The organism is Siminovitchia fortis (assembly GCF_003605365.2).
Classification (GTDB): Bacteria; Bacillota; Bacilli; order Bacillales; family Bacillaceae_C; genus Siminovitchia; species Siminovitchia fortis.
On record NZ_QYTU02000012.1, the window covers coordinates 13,677 to 37,304 of the forward strand.

A 23,628-nucleotide genomic window follows, 5' to 3' on the forward strand; every position below is an offset into this window, starting at 1 on the left:
ATGAAGCCAAAGGTATTTATCGCCAAGCCTGTCCCGGAGGAGGTAGAGGCTTTTATTTCAAAGCACTGCGACTATCGTGTGTGGAGAGAATCGGTTCCGATTCCTGAAGAGGTATTGAAAAGAGAAGTAGCGGATGTAGAAGGACTGATGACCCCAAAAGGGGTGATTACGGAAGAATTTTTAAGTCATGCTCCGAAACTGAAAATTGTCAGCAACATAGCCGTAGGCTACGATGCATTCGATATCGAGGCGATGAGAAGACACGGAGTAATTGGTACCCATACCCCTGGTGTTCTGGACGACTCGGTTGCAGACCTTGTCTTTAGTCTCTTGCTGGCAACCGCACGCCGTATTCCGGAATATGACAGCTATGTGAAAAAAGGGAATTGGTCGCATCATTTAGATAGCGTTGAGCATTTTGGAAAAGATGTTCATCACCGGACGCTGGGAATTATCGGTCCTGGTCGGATTGGGGAGAAGATAGCCAAGAGGGCAGCGCTTGGTTTTGATATGAAGGTCATCTATCACAGCAGGGCACCGAAGCCGAAATTAGAATATACATATGGCGCACAGCGTAAGGAACTACATGAATTGCTTGCTATATCGGATTATGTTGTTGTTATGGTGCCGTTGACAGAAGAGACACATCATTTCATTGGGGCAGAACAATTTAACCTGATGAAAAAGGATTCGGTCTTCATCAATGCAGCAAGAGGGGCTGTCATAGATGAACAGGCGCTGATCGAAGCTTTAAAGAACGGTAGAATCTGGGCAGCCGGCTTGGATGTCTATGAGACAGAGCCTGTCGAAACGAACAATCCACTACTCCAGTTGTCAAATGTTGTTACTCTTCCTCATATTGGCTCGGCTACCGCGCAAGCACGTTTTGACATGGCCATGCTGGCTGCTCAAAATCTGGTAGCTGGCGTAACAGGCGGCAAGCCCAAAAATGTTGTGAAAGAATTGAGGGATCTTATCAAAGAGGAATAAGATTGTTGATACTTTACATGTTGATTTGCGAAAAGAAAGGCCGAAAAATATCATGCTCTTATTACGGATATTCCGTACACTAGGTGATAAAAAGGCTGAGTGGGAGAAAGTAGAACTTTCCCTCCTATGAATAGCTTCTCAACAAGTACGATGGAAATAAAATATTCGCCGCTAACAAGCTCGGTATAATCCGAAGGCTCTTTAAAAAAGAATTCCAAGAAGTGAATTAGTATATATTAGGTCTCAGTCCAAGTATGGGCTGAGACTAATTGTCTTCATAATATTTTCTTTATAACATTACAGTTTAGGAAAACCAAGCGTAAACTATGCCTGGTCTTTTTTTCATTAAAGAATGGTTATAATTGCTACAACAAAATTTACCAATACAGTTAAAAATCGACGCATATTTGAAACACCTTTTATACGATACAAGTGTTTAATTATTTTTTTTTCAAGATTATTGTGGAATCAAAACAAGATGATTGGTAAGCGTTTTCATAGTAATTTAGAATTATAAATCGTTAATAAGGGGGTGGTAACATGTTAGTGACATCAAAAGGCCTATTTGAAATTGCAATGAAACAAAAATTTGCTATTCCAGCTACTAATTTTATAGATCAGAATACATTACGAGCTTATATTGCTGTGGCAGAGAAACGACAGCTTCCACTTATTCTCTCTTTTGCCCAGGCACATCATGAAGTGATGGGCTTGGAAGAAGCCGCCATACTCGGCAAATATTATGCAAAAAAAGCTGATGTCCCGATTATCCTGCATCTGGATCACGGCCAAGATATCGATTTCGTCAAAAAAGCCATCGATTTAGGATTTACATCAGTCATGATTGATGCCTCCCAAGATCCTTTTGCAGACAATGTTGCCAAAACAAAAGAGGTAATTACATACGCCCGTCCTAGAGGTGTTGTTGTCGAAGCCGAGATTGGTCATGTCGGCTCGGGAGATAATTATGAAAACCATGATCACAGCGAATCTTTTTATACCGCTACAGAAGATGCCAAACAGTTTTACGAAGAAACAGATGTAGATTCCTTGGCTATTTCCATCGGTACAGCCCACGGAAAATATGTTGGGAAACCGGAAATTAACTTTGAAAGATTGAATGAAATTGCTCATGCTGTACCCATTCCGCTCGTCTTGCATGGCGGCTCTTCTACTGGGGATGAGAATTTGAATCGCTGCGCTTCAAACAACATTGTAAAAATTAACATATTCACTGATTTAATGGACGCAGCCGTAAAAAATTTCACATCCGACGCAAAAAATTATTTTGAGGTGCAAGAGCAGCTGCGTTCAGGTATAGAAAAATGTCTTGATCATTATTACGATGTTTTTCAAACGAAACCTGTAGCCATCTGATGGGAAAGGAAGACAAAATATTGGTTTGTAAAAAAATTCAAGCTCCTTTTTTCGTTGTCAATCCGAAAAATTTTCTATTTGGCAAACCCTTGATTGATTTGGGCGTTTATGCCAATCAACTAGCTGAGGAATATGAGGTGGACGTTTTGTTCACAGCTCCGGTAGCTGAATTGGCTGTCATCGCAAAAGAATGTCCGAGTTTGATTGTGACTTCCCAGCATATGGATAGCATCGAGCCCGGCGACTCAATGGGCCGCATTTTGGCAGAATCATTAAAGCATGCCGGTGTTGGTGCGGTTGTCTTAAACCACGCCGATCACCCGCTGCCGTTTGCCGCTATAGCGCACACCATTCAACGGGCAAAAGCTGCCGGGTTGCAAACGATCGTCTGCGCAGATTCCATCGTCGAAGGACAGGCAATGGCTTTGTTGGGGCCGGATATTGTCCTCGCTGAGCCGACTGAATTGATCGGTAAAGATCAAATAAGCGATCGAAACTATGTCACAACAACAGTCGGAAAGATTAAAGAAGCGAACCCTGCTGTTTTAGTGGAACAAGGGGCAGGGATTCGGTCGGAAAAAGATGTAACGGAATTGTTGAGACTCGGAGCAGATGGTGTAGGCGTGACGAGCGGCATTGTGAAAGCTGCCAATCCGAAAAATATGCTGAAAAAAATGATCCAGGCGGTAGCCAATCACCGAAAAGAAAGGAAGTAAAAAAATGGCGGTTTACTCTGCACATCTGACATTGACATCATCCGGCGGACAAGTAACGTATCATGAAATTACAGAACAGGTAAGAGAGCATATAGCAAAAAGCAATATTCAAGAAGGCATATGTGTTGTGGCCTCCCCGCACACAACATGTTCGGTCATTTTCGAAGAATTATCGTACGATACGACGGCTGCCGGTTATGAGTATTTGCAGGCAGACTTAAATAATCTCTTGAATGAGCTGGTTCCTCGTTGTACGGAGGAGGGTCCGTATCATCATCCGGGTCCAAACCATATAAAAGTTGGCTTGGAGGATTTCAAAGGAAAAATTAGTCCCCATGCGTACACGATGTTTAATACGGATGCGCATTTGAAAAGCACCCTTTTGGGAACAAGTGAAACGTTCGTCATTGAAAACGGTGAATTGCGAGTTGGATTGGTGGGCTACATCTACTTTATAGATTGGGACCAAACCCGGCAAAGAGATAGAACATGTCTTATAAAGGTCATCGGCGAATAGAAGACACCGTTACATACATTTAAGGAGGGGATATGATTGACAATCGGTATAATAATACTTTCATAACTTTTGACAGCTAGCAAATTAAATGAGCAGTCGCAATATGGCTGCCAAGAAAGAGGAAGTGTCAATATTGTTTGATATAACAAAGCGTCAAGCAAAATTGATTGAATTAATGTATAGAAAAAAAGAATATCTTCCTGCCAAATACTATGCCGATTGCTTACATGTTTCGGAAAGGACAATTTTTAATGACCTGACAAAATTGAAAGAAATTTTTAAGGTTCTTCATATTGAAATTGATAAAAAGCCGAACCAAGGCATTAAAATGCGCAGCGATGCCGCTACAGCCGACAAGTTTATTCAACAAATCATGGATAAGGTGAAGGCAGAGAAAAACACCAGTTACTCGTCTTTAGAACGGCAAGTATTCATCGCAAAGTGGTTGCTTGTGGAAAATAGGACGGTCACATACCAATCTTTATCGATGGACCTTTATATTAGCACGACTTCTATTATAAAAGATTTAGAACAGATTCGGCGCTTTATGGATGATGAGGTGAAGCTAGTTTCAGATATTAAAGGAACAAGGGTTCACGGAACAGAGATCGGGATCCAAAGAACGATCAAGCGCTTTGCTTATTATTTGATCGAACAAGAACTGCATAATTATTCCTTGTCTGCCTACGCAAAAATTCTCGAACCTTTATTCAACGAAAACGTGTTGGATAGAGTATACGAATCGATGCAGGAGTTAATTGCCGTATTGGATCTCAATATTTCTGAACAGTATTTAAAGTCGCTCTTTATCTCCTTACTAATACTAACGGAGCGTTCCTACCAAGGATATCATTTGAACGCGCTACCGGAAGTGCAAGTGGAAGGAACGGAATATTTGGCCAATTATCCGCTGGCGGTTCACATTTGCCATAATATTTCTTCCCATCTTGGGTTCACGTACACGGAACTGGAGCACCGATACATCAGCGATCAATTGTTTGCCCATCGGATTGAAGTTAAAGTGAATAACCAGTACATTGAAAAGCTCTTTTCCAGAGATGTGAAACAGATGATTTCTGATGTCAGCGAGGCAATTGAGATCGACTTGAATGATGATGAGAAGCTTTATGATTCACTTATTTATCATGTTTTCCCGATGATTTACAGACTGAAATCAGACATTTATGTCTATAACCCCTTGTTAAATGAAATTAAAAATAACTATGGGGTTCTATTTCGAATCATTTGGTACGTTATGGAAAATCTTGAAGAAAAATATGATATCAGGCTGACAGACGATGACATCGCCTTTATTACGATTCATTTTCAAGTGGCGATTGAGCGCAAAGAAGAAATGTCACAAATACTCATTGTTTGTCAAACGGGACTCGTGACGTCCGATTTAATCATGAGCCGGATCAAAAATCTGCTGCCTGCCAATATACAATTCAGGCTTATCGCTAAACCGAATCTGAGAGAGGAAGATCTGTCCAGAGTAGATTTCATCGTCTCTTCTGTTCCGCTCGATGGTGTGGCCAAGCCTGTCGTTTTCGTATCACCATTAGTAAGAGATACAGATTTAATGAATATTTACTCATACTATTTGAAATATTCATCCGGAGTGAAAAAGAAGGAAGACAGGGAACTTGACTTCAACATGACTTCCGCCTTTTTAGACAGCCGGTATATATTTCTCAACGAAGAGATCACCACAAAGGAAGCGTGTTTGGGCAAGATGATCCGCCGGTTGGAGGAAGATGGAATTGTAAAAGAGTTTTTCAGAGACTCGGTTTACGAACGCGAGAAGCTGGGGAACACGTTAGTTCATGGATGGGCTGCCGTCCCGCACGCGCTTTCATCAATGGCGAATGAAACGAAGATTGCCATCATGACGACCAAAAAACCGATTAAGTGGAATAATGAATCTAGCGTTTCTTTCATTATATTACTGGCAGTTGCGGAAGAGGATGTCGTGCATATTCGAAAGTTGCTGGGACATCTTTATGATGTGATTTTGAAATTGGAAAGTCATGAAAAAAATGACTTTTTACAATCTCTAAGGAAGCCCGATGATCTCATTGCCTTATTCCAAGGGAATTGCCAGTATCCATTGACTTAATATGCTAACACTTGGAGGAAACAACATGTATGTGGAAGAAGACTTAATTTTTTATGATCAGCCATTACGGGATCAGGATCAAATATTTGATTTCATGGCGGATGAACTAGAAAGAAAAAAATATGTAACATCGGGTTTCAGAGAAGCCATTAAAGAACGCGAGCAAAAATTTCCGACTGGATTAAAACTGGATGGAATGAATATAGCGATCGTCCATACAGAGGCAGAATATGCGAAAACGGAAAAACTCGTCATTATCAAACTGAAGAATCCTGCAACGTTTCACAACATCGAGACTTTGGAGCCTATTGACGTAAGTCTAGTTTTTGGACTCATTCTAAGTGATAGCGAGAAACATTTAGAAGTTTTAAAGAAACTAGGTACCTTATTACAAAATCAAAAAATAATCAAAGATATAAAGAATGTGAAGTCTCAGAGTGAATTGTTCACGATCATGAAACATTATTTTAATTAAAAAGGAGAATGTGCGATGAGTAAGCGGATTGTAATTGCTTGTGGAGCAGGCTTGGCCACGTCAACAATGATTTTAAAGAAGGTTGAAGAGCTTTTAGAACAAAAAGGGATTCCCTATTCCATTACCCAATCGCAAATTTATGAATTGGATTCCTATGACGGAAAAGCTGACTTGTTTATTACCTCTATGAAACTAGATGAAACAAAATATAAAACGCCGATTGTCGTTGGAACACCTTTTCTTTTAGGTATAAATGAAGAAGCAACAAAAGAAAAAATTATTGAATTACTTACAAAATAAGGGGTGTGGGCATGGTAGTTATTGATTATTTCCTGTCTTTGGGGTCAACTGTATTTGTCCCTATCGTATTGATTTTGATCGGCCTTTTTTTGGGACAGGGCATTTTAAGTTCAATCCGCAGCGGTATTACGGTAGGAATCGGATTTATCGGTCTCGGCTTGGCAATTTCTTTAATTTCGAATACATTGGAACCGGCTGTCAATCAAATCGTGGAGCGCTTTTCCTTTAACTTGACGGTCATCGATATCGGTTCGGGTGCTGCAGCGGGTGTTGCTTTCTCATCATTGGTCGGTGCTTTGATTATTCCCTCAGTCTTTGTTCTGAATCTTCTTTTATTGTTAATTGGCTTTACCAAAACAATGAATATTGATATTTTTAACTATTCACATTATGCCTTTACAGGCGCGGTCGTTCACTTGATAACCGGAAGTGTCGTTCTCGGTGTTGGAACGAGTTTAATCCAGGCAACATGGTCTCTTTTGTCTGCAGATTATTCTGCCAGAAAAGTGCAAGACGCCCTTGGCGTTGACGGCATTTCCATTCCGCAAGGGTACGCATCAAGTACCGTTCCGCTTTTCAGTATTTTGGACAAAGTATATGACCGTATTCCCTTTTTGCGAGATTCCAAGCTCGATCTCTCTCACTTGCAGGGGCGGGTTGGATTGTTCGGTGACCCCGTGATCATTGGTGCCATTCTTGGAATCATTTTGGCCCTGTTGGCAGGTTACAACTTCGCCGACGGCACAAACTTGCTCATGGGTGTAGTGGCCATTATGGTCCTCTTCCCTCGCATGGTAAAAATCATCGTGGAAGGATTGCTTCCCATCTCTGAAGCGGCAAAAGGCTTCTTTAACAAGCGATTCAATGGGAAAGAAGTTTTTATCGGTTTGGATTCTGCCGTTACCCTTGGCTTGCCAACGACACAAATTGTTGGAACAATGCTGATTCCTATTACATTGGTTTTAGCAGTCATTTTACCCGGCAACAAAGTGCTGCCGCTCGGTGACTTGGCGTTTGTCGCTTTTTTCACTTGTATGGCAACGATCATTCACAAAGGGAACATCTTAAAGACAATTATAAGCGGAGTCATTAACATGATCGGGGTGCTTTATATAGCAAGCTGGTTTGCCCCTTATTTCAGCAAGCTAGCTGCCAACAGCGGAGCTACTGAAATCAAGGGACAAACTACCGCTCTTTGGAATGGGAACGTTTTCGATATTATTATCGCTAACATCGGTCGATTTGGCATCATCGGGCTGATCATATTAATTGTCATCACGATTCCGATCGGCCTTTATGTGAAAAGAGTGTCTTCCACGCCGAATTCGATCGAGTGAAAGAGAAAGTGAGTGTATTCCTTGATTGTTTCACCTTCCATATTGAGTGCCGATTTTCTTAACCTTGAAAGAGATATCAGAAATTTAGAAGCAGCCGGCGCTGACGCTATCCACATTGATATTATGGATGGTGTATTTGTTGCCGGTGTGACGTGGGGCCCCCCCACAGTAAAAGCGATCCGGCAAATCACATCTTTGCCTTTGGATGTCCATTTGATGATTGATCAGCCGGAACGTCTCATAGAGGCTTATTTGGATACAGGGGCTGGGCAAATCACCATTCACCCGGAAAGTACCGTTTTTTTACGAAAAACATTGCGGACCATTAAACATCACGGTACGAAAGTGGGCGTTGCCATAAAACTGGAAACCCCAGTCCAGGTAATTGAACACTGTTTGGATTTAGCAGATACCGTCCTCTTGCTTACTTGTGATGAAGGTTTTGGCGGACAATCTTTTCAGCCGCTCGCTTTACAAAAGATTTCAACAATTGCCGAGTGGCGCTCAAAACATCAGCTCCTTTTCAAAATAGCGGTAGACGGAGGGGTTCAGCCCGAAACCGGAAAGCTCTGCAAAGAAGCGGGGGCAGATATACTGATCGCCGGTTCCTATGTTTTTAACGAAGAGATGGAGGCGGCGATCCGCACATTAAAAACGGTATAACCGCATTTTTGCAGCGCGGAGACTAGCGCATTATAGGTAAAAAATTCCATGAACCAGTTTAAAGGAGGTACAAGTTTATGTCTCAGGAGGTAAAACTTTCAAAGAAAGTATCAGATTTTTTAAGCGGAACGAAGAAAATATTTATTGGCGGCCAGTTTGTCGAATCCATTTCTGGGAGAACATTTGAAACGTATAACCCGGCAACTGGAGAGGTTTTGGCATTTGTGAGTGAGGCGCAGGCAGAGGATATTGATAAAGCGGTCGTGGCGGCGAAGGAAGCGTTTGAACATGGACCATGGTCCAAAATGAGCGCTGCTGAACGTGGAAGGCTCATGTATAGGCTTGCGCAATTGATCGAACAACATAAACAGGAACTGGCCGAGATCGATTCCCTTGATAACGGAAAGCCAATGCGTGAAGTGATAGAAAACGATATTCCCAATGCGATCGGTCAATTCGAATATTTTGCTGGATGGACCACGAAGATCATCGGCCAAACGATTCCGGTATCAGGTCCATATTTTAACTACACACGCCATGAACCGGTTGGTGTCGTCGGGCAAATTATTCCCTGGAATTTCCCGCTCATGATGGCTGCCTGGAAAATAGCGCCTGCGCTTGCAACAGGCTGTACTGTTGTATTAAAACCTGCAGAGCAAACGCCGCTTTCTGCCCTTTATCTAGCAGAGCTGGCAGCTGAAGCGGGCTTCCCCGAAGGCGTGATCAACGTTGTACCCGGTTTCGGTGAAACTGCCGGAGCTGCGCTTGTCAAACATCCGGACGTCAATAAAATTGCATTTACCGGTTCTACGGTTGTGGGAAAGTCGATTATGAAAACAGCAGCCGATACATTAAAACGCGTAACGCTGGAACTTGGCGGGAAATCTCCGAACATCATTTTGCCCGATGCTGATTTAACAAAGGCAACGCCTGGGGTTTTTTCAGGCATCATGGCCAACCAAGGAGAAGTGTGCAGCGCCGGATCAAGAGTTTATATCCAGAAAAACATGTTTGACAACGTCGTTTCTGATTTGGTGACTTATGCGAAAAATGTGAAGCTGGGCAGTGGATTGTCCCCGGATACGGATATGGGACCGCTTGTTTCCAAAGAGCAGCAAGACCGGGTAGTAGGCTATATTAACAGAGGAAAAAGCGAGGGGGCTGAGTTATTGTGCGGTGGAAGCCATACAGAGAAAGGGTATTTTGTTGAGCCCACTGTTTTTGCTGACGTCGACGACACGATGTCCATTGCCAGGGAGGAAATTTTCGGGCCAGTTGTCGTCGCCATGCCCTATGATGATTTAGACGAAATCATCGAACGAGCGAATGCCACCCCATTCGGCCTTGCTGCCGGTTTATGGACCGAAAGCCTAAAAAATGCCCATTACGTGGCCAATCGTTTAAAAGCAGGGTCTGTTTGGGTCAATTGCTATAACTTGACTGACCCTGCGTCACCTTTCGGAGGTTATAAAGAATCTGGATTTGGTCGGGAAATGGGTTCCTATGCTTTGGACAATTATATAGAAGTAAAGAGCGTCTGGATTAACTTGAACTAAACGAAGCAGCTTCAAACAGGAAACAATGGGTTTTGGGTTGAATGATCTGCCCCTTCTATAAAGAGGGCGGGTCGTTTAACCAACAAAGTAAATGATTGCATTGGCAAAGGAGCGATTAAGCAGTGAGAAATTCCAAGCTTGCAAAACCCTAGTTCCAATACAAAACAAATGATTGATTCAGACTGAAATAGCCATAATCAACTTTATAAAATGTACATGCTCATCAGAAGATTAAAGCATAAAGGAGCGGTTGAATGAGATGATGGAAAAAACATTTAAGGTGATTGACAGTACAGGTATTCATGCACGCCCGGCAGCGGTGTTGGTACAAACAGCGGGCAAATTTGAGTCAGAGATAACCATTAAGTTTAACGCCAAAACCGCCAACCTGAAATCAATCATGGGCGTCATGTCATTGGGCATCCCCCAGCATGCGGAAATCCGAATCGCTGCCTCCGGCCCGGATGAACAAAAGGCGATCACGGTGATTTCCGACGTCATATCACAGCAAGGATTGGGTGTAGCAAATTGAGGATCCTAAACGGAATTCAAGCCTCGCCCGGAATAGCCATTGCGAAAGCCTATCGGCTGGAAGAGCCGGAAATGAAAGTAGATAAAGAAGAAATTACAAATAAAGAGTTTGAAATCCAGCGTTTCAGAGAGGCCATCCAAGGGGCGAAGCATGAACTTGAGAAAATCATGAAACATACCGAGAAAACAATGGGGGCCGATAAAGCGGAAATTTTCGGGGCGCATCTCCTTGTTTTGGAAGATCCCGAGTTATTGACCTCCATCGAGCAAAAGATCGACCAGGAGTCTGTCAATGCCGAGTATGCCACCTGGGAAATTGCCGATATGTTTATTTCGATGTTTGAAGCGATGGAAAACGAGTACATGAAAGAACGGGCTGCAGATATCCGTGATGTAACGAAGCGTGTAATTGCCCATCTTCTGGGCGTCAGTCTTCCAAATACAAGCATGATTTCAGAACCTGTCATCATTGTTGCAAACGATTTAACGCCATCTGATACCGCTCAATTAAACCGGCAGTTTGTGAAAGGATTCGTAACAGGTGGCGGAGGCCGCACATCTCACTCTGCCATTATGGCCCGCTCGCTGGAAATTCCCGCTGTCGTCGGAACAAAAACAGTAATGGAGCATGTGAAAAACGGAGAGCAAATCATTATTGACGGGTTTGAAGGAAAAGTTATTATAGATCCCCAAGCTGATGACGTGACAGAATATGAGAGGAAGGAATTGGCTCATGAAGCCCAAAAGGAAGAATGGAGAAAACTTGTCCATAAACCGACCGTGACAGAAGACGGTACGCATATGATACTCGCTGCCAATATAGGAACTCCCCAAGATATTGCAAGCGTTCTTGAAAATGGCTCCCAAGGGATCGGTTTGTACCGGACAGAGTTTTTGTACATGGGACGCGATCAGCTTCCTACCGAAGAAGAGCAATTTGAAGCTTACAGAACGGTACTGGAAAGCATGGCAGGTAAACCAGTTGTCGTTCGTACCCTTGATATTGGAGGAGACAAGGAACTTCCCTATTTAAATCTTTCAAAAGAGCTGAACCCGTTTTTGGGACTGCGTGCTATTCGCCTTTGCTTCGTAGAAGAAAGGCTTTTCCGGATTCAACTGCGCGCCTTATGGCGTGCCAGTGTATACGGAAACTTAAAAGTCATGTTTCCAATGATCGCCACCCTTGACGAACTTCGTCAGGCGAAAGCTATTTTCATAGAGGAAAAAGAAAAGCTTCAATCTGAAGGGACACATGTGGCGGACCGGATTGAAGTAGGAATGATGGTAGAAACGCCTTCATCTGCAGTTATGGCCGATCTTTTTGCAAAAGAAGTAGATTTCTTCTCGATTGGGACGAATGATCTTATTCAATATACAATGGCTGCGGATCGGATGAATGAGAATGTTTCTTATTTATATCAACCTTACCATCCTGCAATATTAAGGCTCATTAATCACGTGATTCAGGCTGCCCATAAAGAAGACAAATGGGTTGGGGTGTGCGGAGAGTTGGCCGGGGATTCAATTGGCATTCCGCTACTTCTCGCATTAGGAGTAGATGAATTAAGCATGAGCGCCACATCGATTTTACCAGCACGGTCGCAAATAAAGAACATCTCTAAAGATAAAGCAGCGAGTTGGAAGAGAGACATTTTACATATGAAGAGCATGGAGGAAGTCGTACAGTATGTAAAAGAGAGACTTCCTAAATGATCATTCAAAAATAGTTGGAGTCCGCTTTTGCCAACAAGTGCTTTGTGGCCGCCAATCACCGTTTTGCGGAAAAATGGCGATTGACGGTCATTGTATTTTGTTTCCTACTATATGGCATACACAAATGCCCGAAACGCCTTCCCTTGGCCGATGATGCCCAGGGTTTCGTAAAGTTGAGGGTACATAGTTTGGTATAGGAGGTGTATGGAATGGACAGCATTATTTTCGATCTTGACGGAACTTTGTGGGACGCGCGTAAGACGGTATCTAAGGCTTGGACGGAAGTTGTACAAAAAGAACTGGATGAAAATAGAATCGTTACGGAAGAGGATTTACGCAAAACGATGGGTATGCGGCTTTACGATACTGCAGCACACATTTTCAGTGATATAGATGAGGAAAAACGCCGGATGGAACTCATCAAGAAGTGCTCTGTCCGTGAGCAGATTCGCCTGGCAAAAGAAGGAGGGAAACTGTATGAAGGGTTAGAAGACGCGCTTGCAAAACTTTCAACCAAATACCGTCTCTTTATTGTCAGCAATTGCCAGGAGGGTTATATAGAAGCGTTCTATGAATATCATGGTCTGGGACATTTTTTTGAGGATGATGAAAATCCCGGCAGAACAGGGTTAAGCAAAGGGAAAAATATCAAACTCGTGATGGAGCGGAACAGCTTGAAATCACCAGTATATGTTGGAGACACTGAAATAGACCGGAAGGCAGCTTCATTTGCGGGCATTCCATTTGTTTTCGCCGCTTACGGTTTTGGCCAGGTGAAAGAATATGATTATCGGATTGAGCGCATTTCAGAACTTATAGAGTACTTATAGACTAGACAAATGCGCATGTTCCCATATCGTTTACCTATAGAACGACTGTAGATATATGTTTTTAAGATCATCCTGGTGCAGAACGGCTGAATTCACACCCCATCCCTGATATCTTTTATTTGAAGAAAATAACCAAGAGGATGAATCAACATGGTTAAGGCAAGCCGTTTCAATAAACCTAAGTGAAAAACGACATAAAATACTTGAAAAAATGGTTCGAGGAACCCATACGCCCCTTCATTTTATCAAGCGGGCGGAAAAAGAATATCCTATCAGCTATTTTTCTTTTCTGTTGAGATCATTAAAAACATAGGTCTTCGGTTCTCATCTTTCATTTCAGGAATACTTTTTAGCATTTCATCAGAAGGAACTGATTCCTTAACTGTACTAATAATAAAACCAGTATTAATTAAGTCATTTATATATGTGGAAATCGTACGATGATATTTTGTAACATTCTCATTTAAGAATGTCGTTTCACGCACTCCTTCTATTTGATAGTTGTCAACTGGCCAATGCAAACGGTTCCCTTGTTCATCATAATACCAATCTTGTTCGTTTCGAGAAGTGAAAATTGGATGTTCAACCGAAAAAACAAAGCTTCCCCCAGGCTTTAGACAATCATAAACTTTTTTGCAGATTGATTTAAATGACTTGATATAGTGAAAAGCCAACGAACTGATTACCACATCAAATTGCGAGTTAGGAAAACTGATGTCTTCAATCGGCGCTTTTATATACGAAATTAAAGGATCATTTGTCATTTCACGAGCTTTTTTAAGCATATTTTTGGATATATCTACACCTATGACAGAACTTGCTTGCTGATCACGAGCATATCGGCAATGCCAACCGAAACCGCAACCCAAATCCAGTACATTTTTATCTTTTAGATTGGGAAGCAGTTCCTTTAATATATGCCATTCTCCTGCAGCTTCAAGTCCTTTAACTGATCGCGGCATTTGTTTATACGCAGAAAAGAAATTTGGGTCATCATATTTATTTTGTTTCATCGTTTATACATCTCCTATTATTAATACAGCCTTCCTAATATTTACAAATCGCCCATCAACTCCATATTGTAAAGGGCTTCCCGCGTTTTAACAAAAAAATAAGGCCATTATAATTGGAAAATGTTCCATAATCAAGGGGATTCAAAGGGGTAAACGAAATTTAGTGATGTGGCAGATTATCAATAATATAAATGTTAAAGGGCCCTTTGTTCAGCAAATAAGAAGGAACCCGCTTTATAAATTTTACTAAGGATTTGGATCATTACTCCAGTTGATTTTAGGAGAATAATATTCTAAATTTAAGAAAAGAACGGAATAATGCTCGCTGCATTCTAAACAAATCGCCAACTTTATTGGACAAAATACCCCAATTGTATCTGATCCTGCAAAGGTGAACGTGAATGGCAGGGCCATTAGTTTTGCCATTCTGAGGGTGCTGCGGGTATTATTTTTTGACGGTAAAATTTTTGTATGAAATGCAGAGGCCCAACTTGGAAAAAGATCGTTACGATGGTGTATTGGCGTTGGACAAGGAATTTCAGCTCTCTTTGAAAGAGTAAAATAACTGGTTCATTACAGTTGCGCCTTCGTGTCCGCTCTTTATCGGACGGGCAAGGGGCTGCCCTTCTTAGAAGAGCTTCTGATTTGGAGGCAAAAAGATGAAATGGTTTTATTTATTGCTGCCTTTAGCCGGCGGCCTTGCGGTTGGAATGCAGGCGGCTATTAATGGCGGTCTTGGAAAAAAAGTTGGATCAATAGAAGCCACTTTTATTTCTTTTTGTATCGGTACAGCTGCCTTGTTTTTTATGGTTCTATTTTTGGGGAAAGGCAATATTCTTGCAGTATCCGAGGTCCCAAAATATCAATTAACAGGCGGCATTTTAGGTGCGTTTTATTTGGCCGCTATCGTGTTCGCTGTTCCAAGAATTGGTGTTTCGATGTCTTTCCTTGCAGTGATCACAGGCCAACTCTTGATCAGCGCACTGATTGATCATTTTGGATTGTTTGGCGCACCAAAAATTCCAATGGATTTGAAAAAGGTGATAGCTCTTTGTTTGATGTTGAGTGCGATTTATTTATTTCATCATAAATAAAGCATTCTGTTTAAAAAAAGCGCAAGGCGCGCAGCTTTAGGCGACAAGCACAAGACGAATTTTGATGAGGGAGCTTTTCAGCCGCCAGGTGCTACTAGATTGCTGAAGTTGTACTGCCATAATCGGCGGCGGGTTTACGCTGTACCCGTTCCAGGTGATCATGCTCCGAATCGCTGTTGCAAATATAAGTGAGAAAAATTCTCAATTAGTTATTGACTCTGGCGAAAGCGGTGTTATAATAAATACGAGCTCAACTGATAATGATTATCATTTTCGTTATGGCAGGGGCAGGTGAATCCGGAAAATGTTATCAAGTAGTTGATGAAGCTTCTATGTATCGTCAGTGCGAAGTTTTGTGCAATCTTTATTCAGATTTCATTTTACATATTTCAATGGGTTAAAGGAGAAGTGAACAAATGAAAAAGTGGTCTTTATTCATGATGCTTTTCGTTATGGCAGTTGTTGTTGCAGCTTGCGGATCAAAAGAAGAAAGCCAATCCGGGGCACAAGAGAAGAATGATACGAAGAAGCAGGCGGAAGAGATAACAATTAACCATGAATACGGGAAAGCAACAGTCAAGAAAAACCCTCAAAAAATTGTTGTTTTCGATTTTGGTGTGCTGGATACACTGGATGAGTTGGGAATCAAGGTAACCGGCGTACCACAAGTGAACATTCCTGCTTATCTGGAAAAATATGCAGGCGATGAATATACGAATGTGGGAAGCTTGAAAGAGCCGGATTTTGAGGCTATACATGAACTACAGCCGGATGTGATCTTCATTTCCGGGCGGCAGGCTGAATTATACGACCAATTTGCAGAAATTGCCCCTACCGTATTCATGGGAGTCGATACAAACCGTTATCTCGAATCCTTTGAAGAAAACATGAATACGATTGGTAAAATTTTCGGCAAAGAAGACCAAGTCAAAGCTGAGCTGGAAGAGGTCGACAATCAAATTACGGGTGTAAAAGAAAAAGCAGAATCCATGGATAAAAAAGCGCTGGTCGTTTTGGCCAATGAAGGGAAAGTGAGTGCTTTCGGACCCAAATCAAGATTTGGATGGATCCATGATGTCCTTGGCTTTAAAGCAGCTGATGAAAATATCGAAATATCCACGCATGGACAGGGAATTTCTTTCGAATATATTTTAGAAACCAACCCTGACATTCTGTTCGTCATTGACCGGAATGCAGCGATTGAAGAAGACGCTGAACCGGCAAAAGAAACGATTGAAAATGACCTGGTGAAAAAGACAACGGCGTATAAAGATGGAAAAATCATCTACTTGGATGCCGACTACTGGTATCTTTCCGGCGGAGGCCTGCAATCCATAAAAGAAATGATCAAAGGCGTAGAAAAAGCGTACTGATTCATATAAGCCTTGAACGGCATGACAAGGCGGAATAATGTTTTGCCAATTTTAAAATTCAATTACCCCCTTTTTATATAAAATCCGGCAGAGAGAACGAGTCGTTCATCTCTGCCGGATTTTGTTTTATCAAATGCTTGTATTCGATTTCGGACAATAGATTATACTCGCTCATATTGAATATGATGGAGCTTGGCAAATGTACCATCAAGCTCCAACAATTCCTCATAGCTGCCCTGCTCGGCAATGCCGTTTTCGGTGACAACGACAATTCTGTCCGCATTGCGAATGGTGGCCAAACGGTGTGCGATAATTAATGTTGTTCGGTTTTTGGCCAGCTCATTCAGCGCGTTTTGGATAATTTTCTCCGATTCTGTATCAAGGGCAGAGGTGGCCTCGTCCAAAATCAAGATGGGCGGATTTTTTAAAAATGTCCGAGCGATGGCGATTCGCTGCTTCTGCCCTCCAGACAGCTTCAATCCCCTTTCGCCAACTTCAGTTTCATACCCTTGTGGCAAGGTATGAATAAATGATTCCAAATGGGCCCGTCTCGCCGCTTCACGTATTTCCTCTTCGGTTGCGTTTAAGTTTCCATAGGCAATATTGTCCCGGATGGTTCCCGTAAATAGAAATACATCCTGTTGGACAATGCCGATTTGTGATCGAAGAGAACGCTTTGTTACATCGCGTATATCCAAATGGTCGATTGTTATTTTCCCGTGATTCACATCATAAAAACGGGGGATCAGTGAACAAATCGTCGATTTTCCTGCGCCTGATGGTCCGACGAAGGCAACGGTCTCCCCCGCTTTAATGGACAAATCAATGCCTTGCAGAACTGGCTGCTCCGGATCATATTGAAAGTGGACATCATCAAACTGGATATTTCCTTGAAAAGCAGGCGCGTCGATAGCATTATCCTTGTCCTGAACATCCGGCTGCTGGGCGATCAAGTCGAGAAATCGTTTGAAACCTGCCATTCCACGGGGATACAACTCCATTAATGCGCTGATTTTGTCAACAGGTTTCATCAGTACATTGACATACAAAACAAAACTGACTAATTCACCATATGATAATTCTTGTTGGAAGGTCAGCCAGGCGCCAAACACTAAAACGACGAGTGTTACAAATCGCGTCATCATATAAATGCTGGAAGTGGTGTAGGCCATCACTTTATAGGCGTCCAATTTTGCCTTACGGAAGTTTCTGTTGTCCTTGTCAAAGCGCTTTTGCTCAAAATTTTCATTTGTGAATGATTGGACGACCCTGGCGCCGGCAACACTGTCCTCTACCCGCGCATTGATATCGGCGATCTTCGTATACATCTGTCCCCATGCTTTATTCATGCGGACATTGCAAAAGGTGATGATCCAAACAAGGAACGGCACGATAAAAATCGTGACCAGGGCAAGCTTCACGTTGATTGAAAACATGATCAAAAAAGTACCCACAAAAGTCATAATGGCAATGAAAAAATCTTCCGGGCCATGGTGGGCAAGCTCTCCGATTTCAAAGAGGTCGTTGCTGATCCGGCTCATAATATTCCCGGTCTTTGTATTATCAAAAAATCGAAAGGACTGCTTTTGAACATGGTAAAAAAGCTCTTGCCGCATATCGGTTTCAATATTGATGCCCAATTTATGGCCCAGATACCCTACGATATATTGCAAAAAGGTACTTAACAGGTAAACGATCAACAGTAAGACGCTTACTGTCACAATCATCGTCCAGTTGCCGCTTGGAAGGAGTTTGTCAATAAACCCTTGCACCGCAATGGGGAAGGCCAATTCGAGAATTGCAACGATTACCGCACTGACAAAATCCACGATAAATAATCTTCGGTGCGGTCTATAGTAAGAAAAAAATTGGCGTACCATGCCTGCAGTCAGCTCCTCTCTATATATAAAGAAGACTTATTTTATTTTAGCTATCCTGCATTTCTTTAAAGTTATTTTTGATAAATTCCGCTTCTTCATTTTTAGACATAATCCCATATGCTTTGCCGACCGTACCGCCTTGGTAGGTCCAAAAATAGTTGTGGTCTTCGTCAGCTTTGGAAAAGTCCCCGTTTTTCCATCTTTCCAAGATTTCAAGAAGGCTTTCTTTTCTTTCAAAGCTGCTTTTGGAAACGATTTCGTAAACGTCGTTGATAGTTTCAGGGATCATTGGAATCGCACCCCACTTCTGCTCCGCCCTCACTTTCTGATGCGTCATTTTGTGCATCACATCAATGACTTCTTCTTGAGTGGAGTTTTCATCAAGATCAACCTTGTAGCTTATTCCTTCAATTTGCTGCGTTTGTTCAATGAATTCCTCTTCCGTGATACCTGCTGCGTCAGCTTTTTCCTTAACCTCAAGATTTTCTTTCTCATGCTTATTCACTAAATACTGGTATCCTCCATATCCGGATAAAAGCAATACACCTACGGAAACAGTAGTAATGGCCAATACCCGTTTCAAAATGAATACCCCCGTTTCATAGTGGCTTTTTCATCCGAAATGATGAATCTATATAAACATTAACATTTGAAAGAAATTTTTGATAGGGGTATATAGGGACCCTTGTTCTACTATTTGGGGATAAAAGCTATCCGTAGAAACACAATATTTATGGGCAGCAGAAATACTCTTCAAATTAAAAAAATACTTTCAACTTTTCCCAAATACTCTTCACTTCTTCCAATTGCAGCCCTTCCCCATTTATACAACACGTATAAAAAGATTTCTCACATTATGATGGATTGGATAATGAAATCGCTGTCACCTTACTGTTAATATATAAATATGTTTTTGATCCGAATGGCAGGTTCCAGTGTAAGGGCTTTCCTGGGTCTTGAAAAAAAGCAAAGGGTGTTATACAAATGGGACAATTTATGGATAGTTTAGTTTCGACATTCGGCGGTTTTATGCAAGCCGCTTTGGTTACTCTGCAAATCACGATTGTTTCACTGATCTTAGCGAGCATCATCGGGTTGTTCGTGGCATTGATGAAACTGTCCAATAAGAAAATCCTTTCCTGGATTGCGAATCTTTATATAGGAGTGATTCGGGGGACGCCGCTGATCGTTCAAATCATGTGGCTATATTTCGGAATTACGCAGGTTGTTGTGTTGTCTGCATTTTGGGCAGGTGCGATTGCGCTCGCAATTCACAGCGGGGCATATATTGCGGAAATTTTCAGGGGAGCCATCCAATCCATCGACAAGGGGCAAATGGAAGCGGCTGAATCGCTGGGCATGACTAGGAAGCAGGCGATGAGAAGGATTATTTTTCCGCAGGCGTTCAAGCGTTCCATTCCTGCCCTCGGAAATCAATTTATTATCGGCTTGAAAGATTCTTCGCTTGTCGCTTTCATCGGAATCACAGAGATATTCAATCTTTCTATGAGCCAGGCCGCCGCCACCTTCAGACAGTTGGAATTTTATACGATTGCAGGGATTTATTATTTGATTCTGATCGTCATTTTCACACTCATTACGAACAAAATTGAAAAACGGCTGGACACAGGGAGAGTATAAGATGATAAAAGTCAAAAATTTGCATAAGTACTTCAAGGATTTACATGTGTTAAAAGGGATAGATTTAGAGGTTAAGAGTAAGGAAGTTGTCGTTATTCTTGGGGCGAGCGGATCGGGAAAAAGCACTCTGCTTCGATGCTTGAATTATTTGGAAGTCAAAGATGAAGGGGAAATCTGGTTTGAGGAGACGAAAGTTGATCCAGCCAATATCAAGCTGAACAAGGTAAGGGAAGACATTGGGATGGTGTTTCAGCACTTTAATCTTTTCCCTCATAAGACAGTGATTGAGAATATTATCGAAGCGCCGATTATTGTCCGAAGGATGGAAAGAGAGAAAGCGATTCAGCAAGGGTTGGAGCTGCTGGAAAAGGTTGGGTTGGCCGACAAGGCTCACGTGTATCCGGATAAGCTGTCCGGAGGACAGAAGCAAAGAGTGGCGATTGCCCGCTCACTCGCTATGAATCCGCGGGTCTTGTTATTTGATGAACCTACTTCTGCGTTGGATCCCGAATTGGTTGGGGAAGTATTGAATGTTATGAAGGAACTTGCTCAGGAAGGCATGACGATGGTGGTTGTGACGCATGAAATGGGCTTTGCCCGGGAGGTGGCCGATCGAATTGTATTTCTGGATAACGGAGTCATCGCCGAAGAAAGCACTCCTGAGCAGTTTTTTACTAATCCGCAAAGCGAGAAAGCCAGACAGTTTTTAGGAAAAGTTTTATAAAAAATAGGGGGTAATCATGTTGAAAAAGTCAATTTATGTCATGTTAATGGGTTTAATTTTGATGAGTCTTTTAGCTGCGTGCGGGTCAAAAGACAAAGAATCATCAGCCAGCGGGGAGGAAAAAGGAGGAGACTTTGTTTTCGCATCAAGTGGCCTGTATCCGCCATTCAACTACTCCGACAATAATAAATTAGTCGGTTTCGATGTGGAAATTGGAACAGCGATTGCGAAAGAATTGGGAATGAATCCAAAACCTGTAACGAACCCTTGGCAAACGATCATCGCTGCTTTGCAAGCTGAAAAGTTCGATGCCATCATCGGAAGTATGGCAATCACGGATGAAAGATTAAAGGAAGTCAATTTTACTGACCCTTACTACGAATCAGGTGCGCAAGTGTTCGTGAGTGAAGACAATGACTCTATTAAAAGTGTGGATGACCTGAAAGGCAAAACAATCGGCGTCGTTGTTTCCAGTACGTTCGAGGAAAATGCCAAAGAATATACAGATGATGTAAAAACCTATGACAGTGACGTGACGGCGCTGCAAGATTTGATGGTAAAAGGCCGATTGGATGCTGTCATCACTGACCAGCTTGTCGGAATGTACGCCATCAAAGAAAACAACTTAAAGATCAAAAAAGTGGGCGAGCCAATTTACCTGGATCAAATGGGGATTGCTATTAGTAAAGAAGATAAAAAGCTGCTGGAAGATGTTAATAAAGCTTTAAATACGCTTAAAGAAAATGGAAAATACGGTGAAATCAGCGAGAAATATTTTGGAGAGGACATTTCAAAGTAAGAAGAACAAAGGCGCAAGCGCCTGTTTATCGACGTACAGACTGGAGCGCTTCTGACGAGATAAAGGAAACACGCGCAGCGGAGCGGAGCGATGTTGACTTATCGTAGGAAGAAGCGTGAAGTCTGCTAGTCGATAGGCGCTGGAGCCGGACGCAGCACTAAGTGACAAATAAGTTACTAACAACCTGAGCATTTTATAATTAAACAACGAGAAAAGAGCCATCACGGCTCTTTTTTCAATAGGTTCACTAATTTATACGCCATGACACCAAGCTGCAATTTCAGCAGGTCCTCGGTGGATTTGATGTCCAGCCCTGTCCGGATTTCAATCTGATTCAGCCTGTATCTCAATGTGTGTCTATGAATATACAATTCTTCCGCGGCCTTTTGGATGCTTTGGTTATTTTTAAAATAACTGTCCAGCGTTTCGATGAGGTCGATTTCTTTGTCGTTATCACTGAGCAAACCGCTGATATGCTGCTTATATATGGATGTCAAATCAATCCCCGAACGCTCCATTTCCAACAGCAGGTCGTACATTCCCAGATCATCGTAATGGACAATATTGACGTTTTTGCTGATCAGGTCACTCAATTTAACGGCATAATGGGCTTCCCGCGCGCTTTTCCCCAAATCATCCACCTGTTTATAATCTTTCCCGATCCCTATAATTAACTCAACGTTTGGAAAATAGTAGGTCCAGTTTTTCAGTAAGTCCTTTGCGAGATGGACGGAATGCTTATATTTTTCTTCAGTGGTTTCCCCTGCGACATTCGTCAAAAAGATGATGGAATTAAGCTTTGTCTGGATCAAATGCTGTTTCTTTTTCTGGCCAAGAATTTGGTCGGTCAAATGATACAGCCTGTCTATCAAATTAACGTCAATGTCTCCAGGATGCTTGAATGTCAGATGAAAAACGGACTGATTTAAGGTGAGGTCATAATCAAGCTTCAAGCCTTGGTCGATGATGACTCTATCATTGATATAATTTTTGTTGAAAATGTCTTCAAGAAAATTGCTTTGAATCCGCAGCTGGGTTTCTTCGATCGCCTGCTTTTTCAAAAATTCCATCGCATAGATGGGAGCAGCCTGTTCGATGGCAATGTCATCAAGTTCCTGCCATTCGGACTCTGGTTTTGTCATGACAACCCAGCCGTAACACGATTGTTTCGCGATGATCGGATATACGGTGGAAATGTGTTTTTCCAATGTAAAGTTCACCTTGGATTCTCTTTTTAAGCTGGCTATAAGATGTTTGGAGATGTCATTAATGGAATAAATTGTCAAATTGTTCTCGTCATTCGTATAAATCGTCTCGTAAAATTCATTTAAGATGACAATGTGTGAACTTGTCAATTGAGCAAGACGCTCAGTTACCTCCATCAAACTTTTGTCGTTCAATATAAGATTCGTTAATTCCCGATGGATATACTCTGCCTGCTCGAGCAGATGCATCTGGTTATTGACAATTTGTTCGAGCATAGCTTTTGTGATTTCGGAAAAATTGATGTCAGTTGGAATTTCAATCAACGGGAGATCATTTTCGTTCGCCAATTCAATGAAACTCGGCGGAATTTCCTTCATATAAAAGCTTGTATAAATGGCGATCCCCGACAGCAGTTTGGATTTTAGCAGCTTATGGAATACCTCAAGCTGCTCCTTGCTTTCCGATATTCCGAACCCCGTCGTAATCAAAAATTCCCCCGGCTGCAATCGGCCGATATCTTCCAAAACTTCTACGATGGTCACCCATTTGATGCTGTTTTCGATTCCATTATGTCCCGCTGCCAATTTCGTTTTTTGCATAACTGGCAATTGAAGTGCTTTTTGAATGCTGATCGCTATTGTAAACAACCCCTCTTATACACAAAGTACAATGAATGCCGTTGTTTTTTGCATTTTGGTCGAATAGAACGGCTTCTTTGTGTCGGCTATAATTTTCTTATACACATATTAACATTTTCATAGCGTAAACGCTTAC

General features: G+C 42.0%; 22 protein-coding genes. 18 read left to right on the top strand and 4 right to left on the bottom strand.

Annotated elements, in window-relative coordinates; all coding sequences use genetic code 11:
* From D4N35_RS07215 to D4N35_RS07275, 13 genes are all read left to right on the top strand, one after another.
* Window positions 1-990, top strand: a complete 990-nt coding sequence (locus D4N35_RS07215) for a 2-hydroxyacid dehydrogenase (RefSeq protein WP_120071942.1) — start codon at window positions 1-3, stop codon at window positions 988-990.
* Window positions 991-1,530: 540 nt separating this feature from the next.
* Window positions 1,531-2,367, top strand: coding sequence for a class II fructose-bisphosphate aldolase (locus D4N35_RS07220; RefSeq protein WP_120071944.1), 837 nt, complete (start codon window positions 1,531-1,533; stop codon window positions 2,365-2,367).
* Between the two features lie 20 nt (window positions 2,368-2,387).
* On the top strand, window positions 2,388-3,083 hold the full coding sequence (locus tag D4N35_RS07225) for a triose-phosphate isomerase (RefSeq protein ID WP_120071946.1): 696 nt from the start codon (window positions 2,388-2,390) through the stop codon (window positions 3,081-3,083).
* 4 nt (window positions 3,084-3,087) lie between these two features.
* A complete protein-coding gene (locus D4N35_RS07230) occupies window positions 3,088-3,600 on the top strand; it encodes a YjbQ family protein (RefSeq protein ID WP_120071948.1) in 513 nt (170 codons plus the stop codon).
* 88 nt (window positions 3,601-3,688) lie between these two features.
* Window positions 3,689-5,719 carry a BglG family transcription antiterminator gene (locus tag D4N35_RS07235; RefSeq protein WP_120071951.1) on the top strand — a complete coding sequence of 677 codons (2,031 nt, stop codon included), beginning with the start codon at window positions 3,689-3,691 and terminating at the stop codon, window positions 5,717-5,719.
* A 25-nt stretch (window positions 5,720-5,744) separates the two neighbouring features.
* Entirely contained in the window at window positions 5,745-6,194 is a 450-nt protein-coding gene (locus tag D4N35_RS07240; RefSeq protein WP_164876307.1) for a PTS sugar transporter subunit IIA, read from the top strand.
* A gap of 15 nt (window positions 6,195-6,209) precedes the next feature.
* The gene (locus D4N35_RS07245) at window positions 6,210-6,494 is read left to right on the top strand and encodes a PTS sugar transporter subunit IIB (protein WP_120071955.1); all 285 of its coding nucleotides are present in this window, start codon (window positions 6,210-6,212) and stop codon (window positions 6,492-6,494) included.
* A gap of 11 nt (window positions 6,495-6,505) precedes the next feature.
* Window positions 6,506-7,831: a PTS galactitol transporter subunit IIC gene (locus tag D4N35_RS07250; protein ID WP_120071957.1), complete on the top strand. Its 1,326-nt coding sequence runs from the start codon at window positions 6,506-6,508 to the stop codon at window positions 7,829-7,831.
* A 12-nt stretch (window positions 7,832-7,843) separates the two neighbouring features.
* Complete coding sequence (gene rpe, locus D4N35_RS07255; RefSeq protein WP_328591068.1) at window positions 7,844-8,494, top strand: ribulose-phosphate 3-epimerase; 651 nt, start codon at window positions 7,844-7,846, stop codon at window positions 8,492-8,494.
* Window positions 8,495-8,571: 77 nt separating this feature from the next.
* On the top strand, window positions 8,572-10,050 hold the full coding sequence (locus tag D4N35_RS07260; protein ID WP_120071960.1) for an aldehyde dehydrogenase family protein: 1,479 nt from the start codon (window positions 8,572-8,574) through the stop codon (window positions 10,048-10,050).
* Between the two features lie 259 nt (window positions 10,051-10,309).
* The gene (locus tag D4N35_RS07265) at window positions 10,310-10,582 is read left to right on the top strand and encodes a phosphocarrier protein HPr (protein WP_120071962.1); all 273 of its coding nucleotides are present in this window, start codon (window positions 10,310-10,312) and stop codon (window positions 10,580-10,582) included.
* The gene (gene ptsP, locus D4N35_RS07270) at window positions 10,579-12,294 is read left to right on the top strand and encodes a phosphoenolpyruvate--protein phosphotransferase (RefSeq protein ID WP_120071964.1); all 1,716 of its coding nucleotides are present in this window, start codon (window positions 10,579-10,581) and stop codon (window positions 12,292-12,294) included. The genes D4N35_RS07265 and ptsP overlap by 4 nt, the downstream gene beginning before the upstream one ends.
* 209 nt (window positions 12,295-12,503) lie before the next feature.
* On the top strand, window positions 12,504-13,124 hold the full coding sequence (locus tag D4N35_RS07275) for an HAD family hydrolase (RefSeq protein ID WP_120071966.1): 621 nt from the start codon (window positions 12,504-12,506) through the stop codon (window positions 13,122-13,124).
* Window positions 13,125-13,396: 272 nt separating this feature from the next.
* Here the strand turns inward: D4N35_RS07275 and D4N35_RS07280 are convergent, their stop codons facing one another.
* Complete coding sequence (locus D4N35_RS07280) at window positions 13,397-14,137, bottom strand: class I SAM-dependent methyltransferase (protein WP_120071968.1); 741 nt, start codon at window positions 14,135-14,137, stop codon at window positions 13,397-13,399.
* Window positions 14,138-14,796: 659 nt separating this feature from the next.
* Here D4N35_RS07280 and D4N35_RS07285 point away from each other — a divergent pair.
* Both D4N35_RS07285 and D4N35_RS07290 read left to right on the top strand, forming a co-directional pair.
* Entirely contained in the window at window positions 14,797-15,231 is a 435-nt protein-coding gene (locus D4N35_RS07285; protein WP_120071970.1) for a DMT family transporter, read from the top strand.
* A 416-nt stretch (window positions 15,232-15,647) separates the two neighbouring features.
* Window positions 15,648-16,604: a siderophore ABC transporter substrate-binding protein gene (locus tag D4N35_RS07290; RefSeq protein WP_120071972.1), complete on the top strand. Its 957-nt coding sequence runs from the start codon at window positions 15,648-15,650 to the stop codon at window positions 16,602-16,604.
* Window positions 16,605-16,765: 161 nt separating this feature from the next.
* Here the strand turns inward: D4N35_RS07290 and D4N35_RS07295 are convergent, their stop codons facing one another.
* Window positions 16,766-18,484, bottom strand: a complete 1,719-nt coding sequence (locus D4N35_RS07295) for an ABC transporter ATP-binding protein (RefSeq protein WP_120071974.1) — start codon at window positions 18,482-18,484, stop codon at window positions 16,766-16,768.
* Between the two features lie 46 nt (window positions 18,485-18,530).
* Window positions 18,531-19,067 (bottom strand): DUF6241 domain-containing protein, encoded by a 537-nt coding sequence (locus D4N35_RS07300; RefSeq protein WP_120071976.1) that lies wholly within the window; start codon window positions 19,065-19,067, stop codon window positions 18,531-18,533.
* 401 nt (window positions 19,068-19,468) lie between these two features.
* Between D4N35_RS07300 and D4N35_RS07305 the strand changes: the two genes are divergently transcribed.
* From D4N35_RS07305 to D4N35_RS07315, 3 genes are read left to right on the top strand one after another with little or no spacing between them, the layout of a single operon-like run.
* Complete coding sequence (locus D4N35_RS07305; RefSeq protein WP_120071978.1) at window positions 19,469-20,125, top strand: amino acid ABC transporter permease; 657 nt, start codon at window positions 19,469-19,471, stop codon at window positions 20,123-20,125.
* Between the two features lies 1 nt (window position 20,126).
* On the top strand, window positions 20,127-20,849 hold the full coding sequence (locus D4N35_RS07310) for an amino acid ABC transporter ATP-binding protein (RefSeq protein ID WP_120071980.1): 723 nt from the start codon (window positions 20,127-20,129) through the stop codon (window positions 20,847-20,849).
* 19 nt (window positions 20,850-20,868) lie between these two features.
* Window positions 20,869-21,648: an ABC transporter substrate-binding protein gene (locus D4N35_RS07315; RefSeq protein ID WP_164876309.1), complete on the top strand. Its 780-nt coding sequence runs from the start codon at window positions 20,869-20,871 to the stop codon at window positions 21,646-21,648.
* A gap of 221 nt (window positions 21,649-21,869) precedes the next feature.
* On the opposite strand, the gene D4N35_RS07320 is transcribed toward D4N35_RS07315, so the two are convergent.
* Window positions 21,870-23,501, bottom strand: a complete 1,632-nt coding sequence (locus tag D4N35_RS07320) for a PucR family transcriptional regulator (RefSeq protein WP_120071984.1) — start codon at window positions 23,499-23,501, stop codon at window positions 21,870-21,872.
* Between the last annotated feature and the right edge of the window lie 127 nt (window positions 23,502-23,628).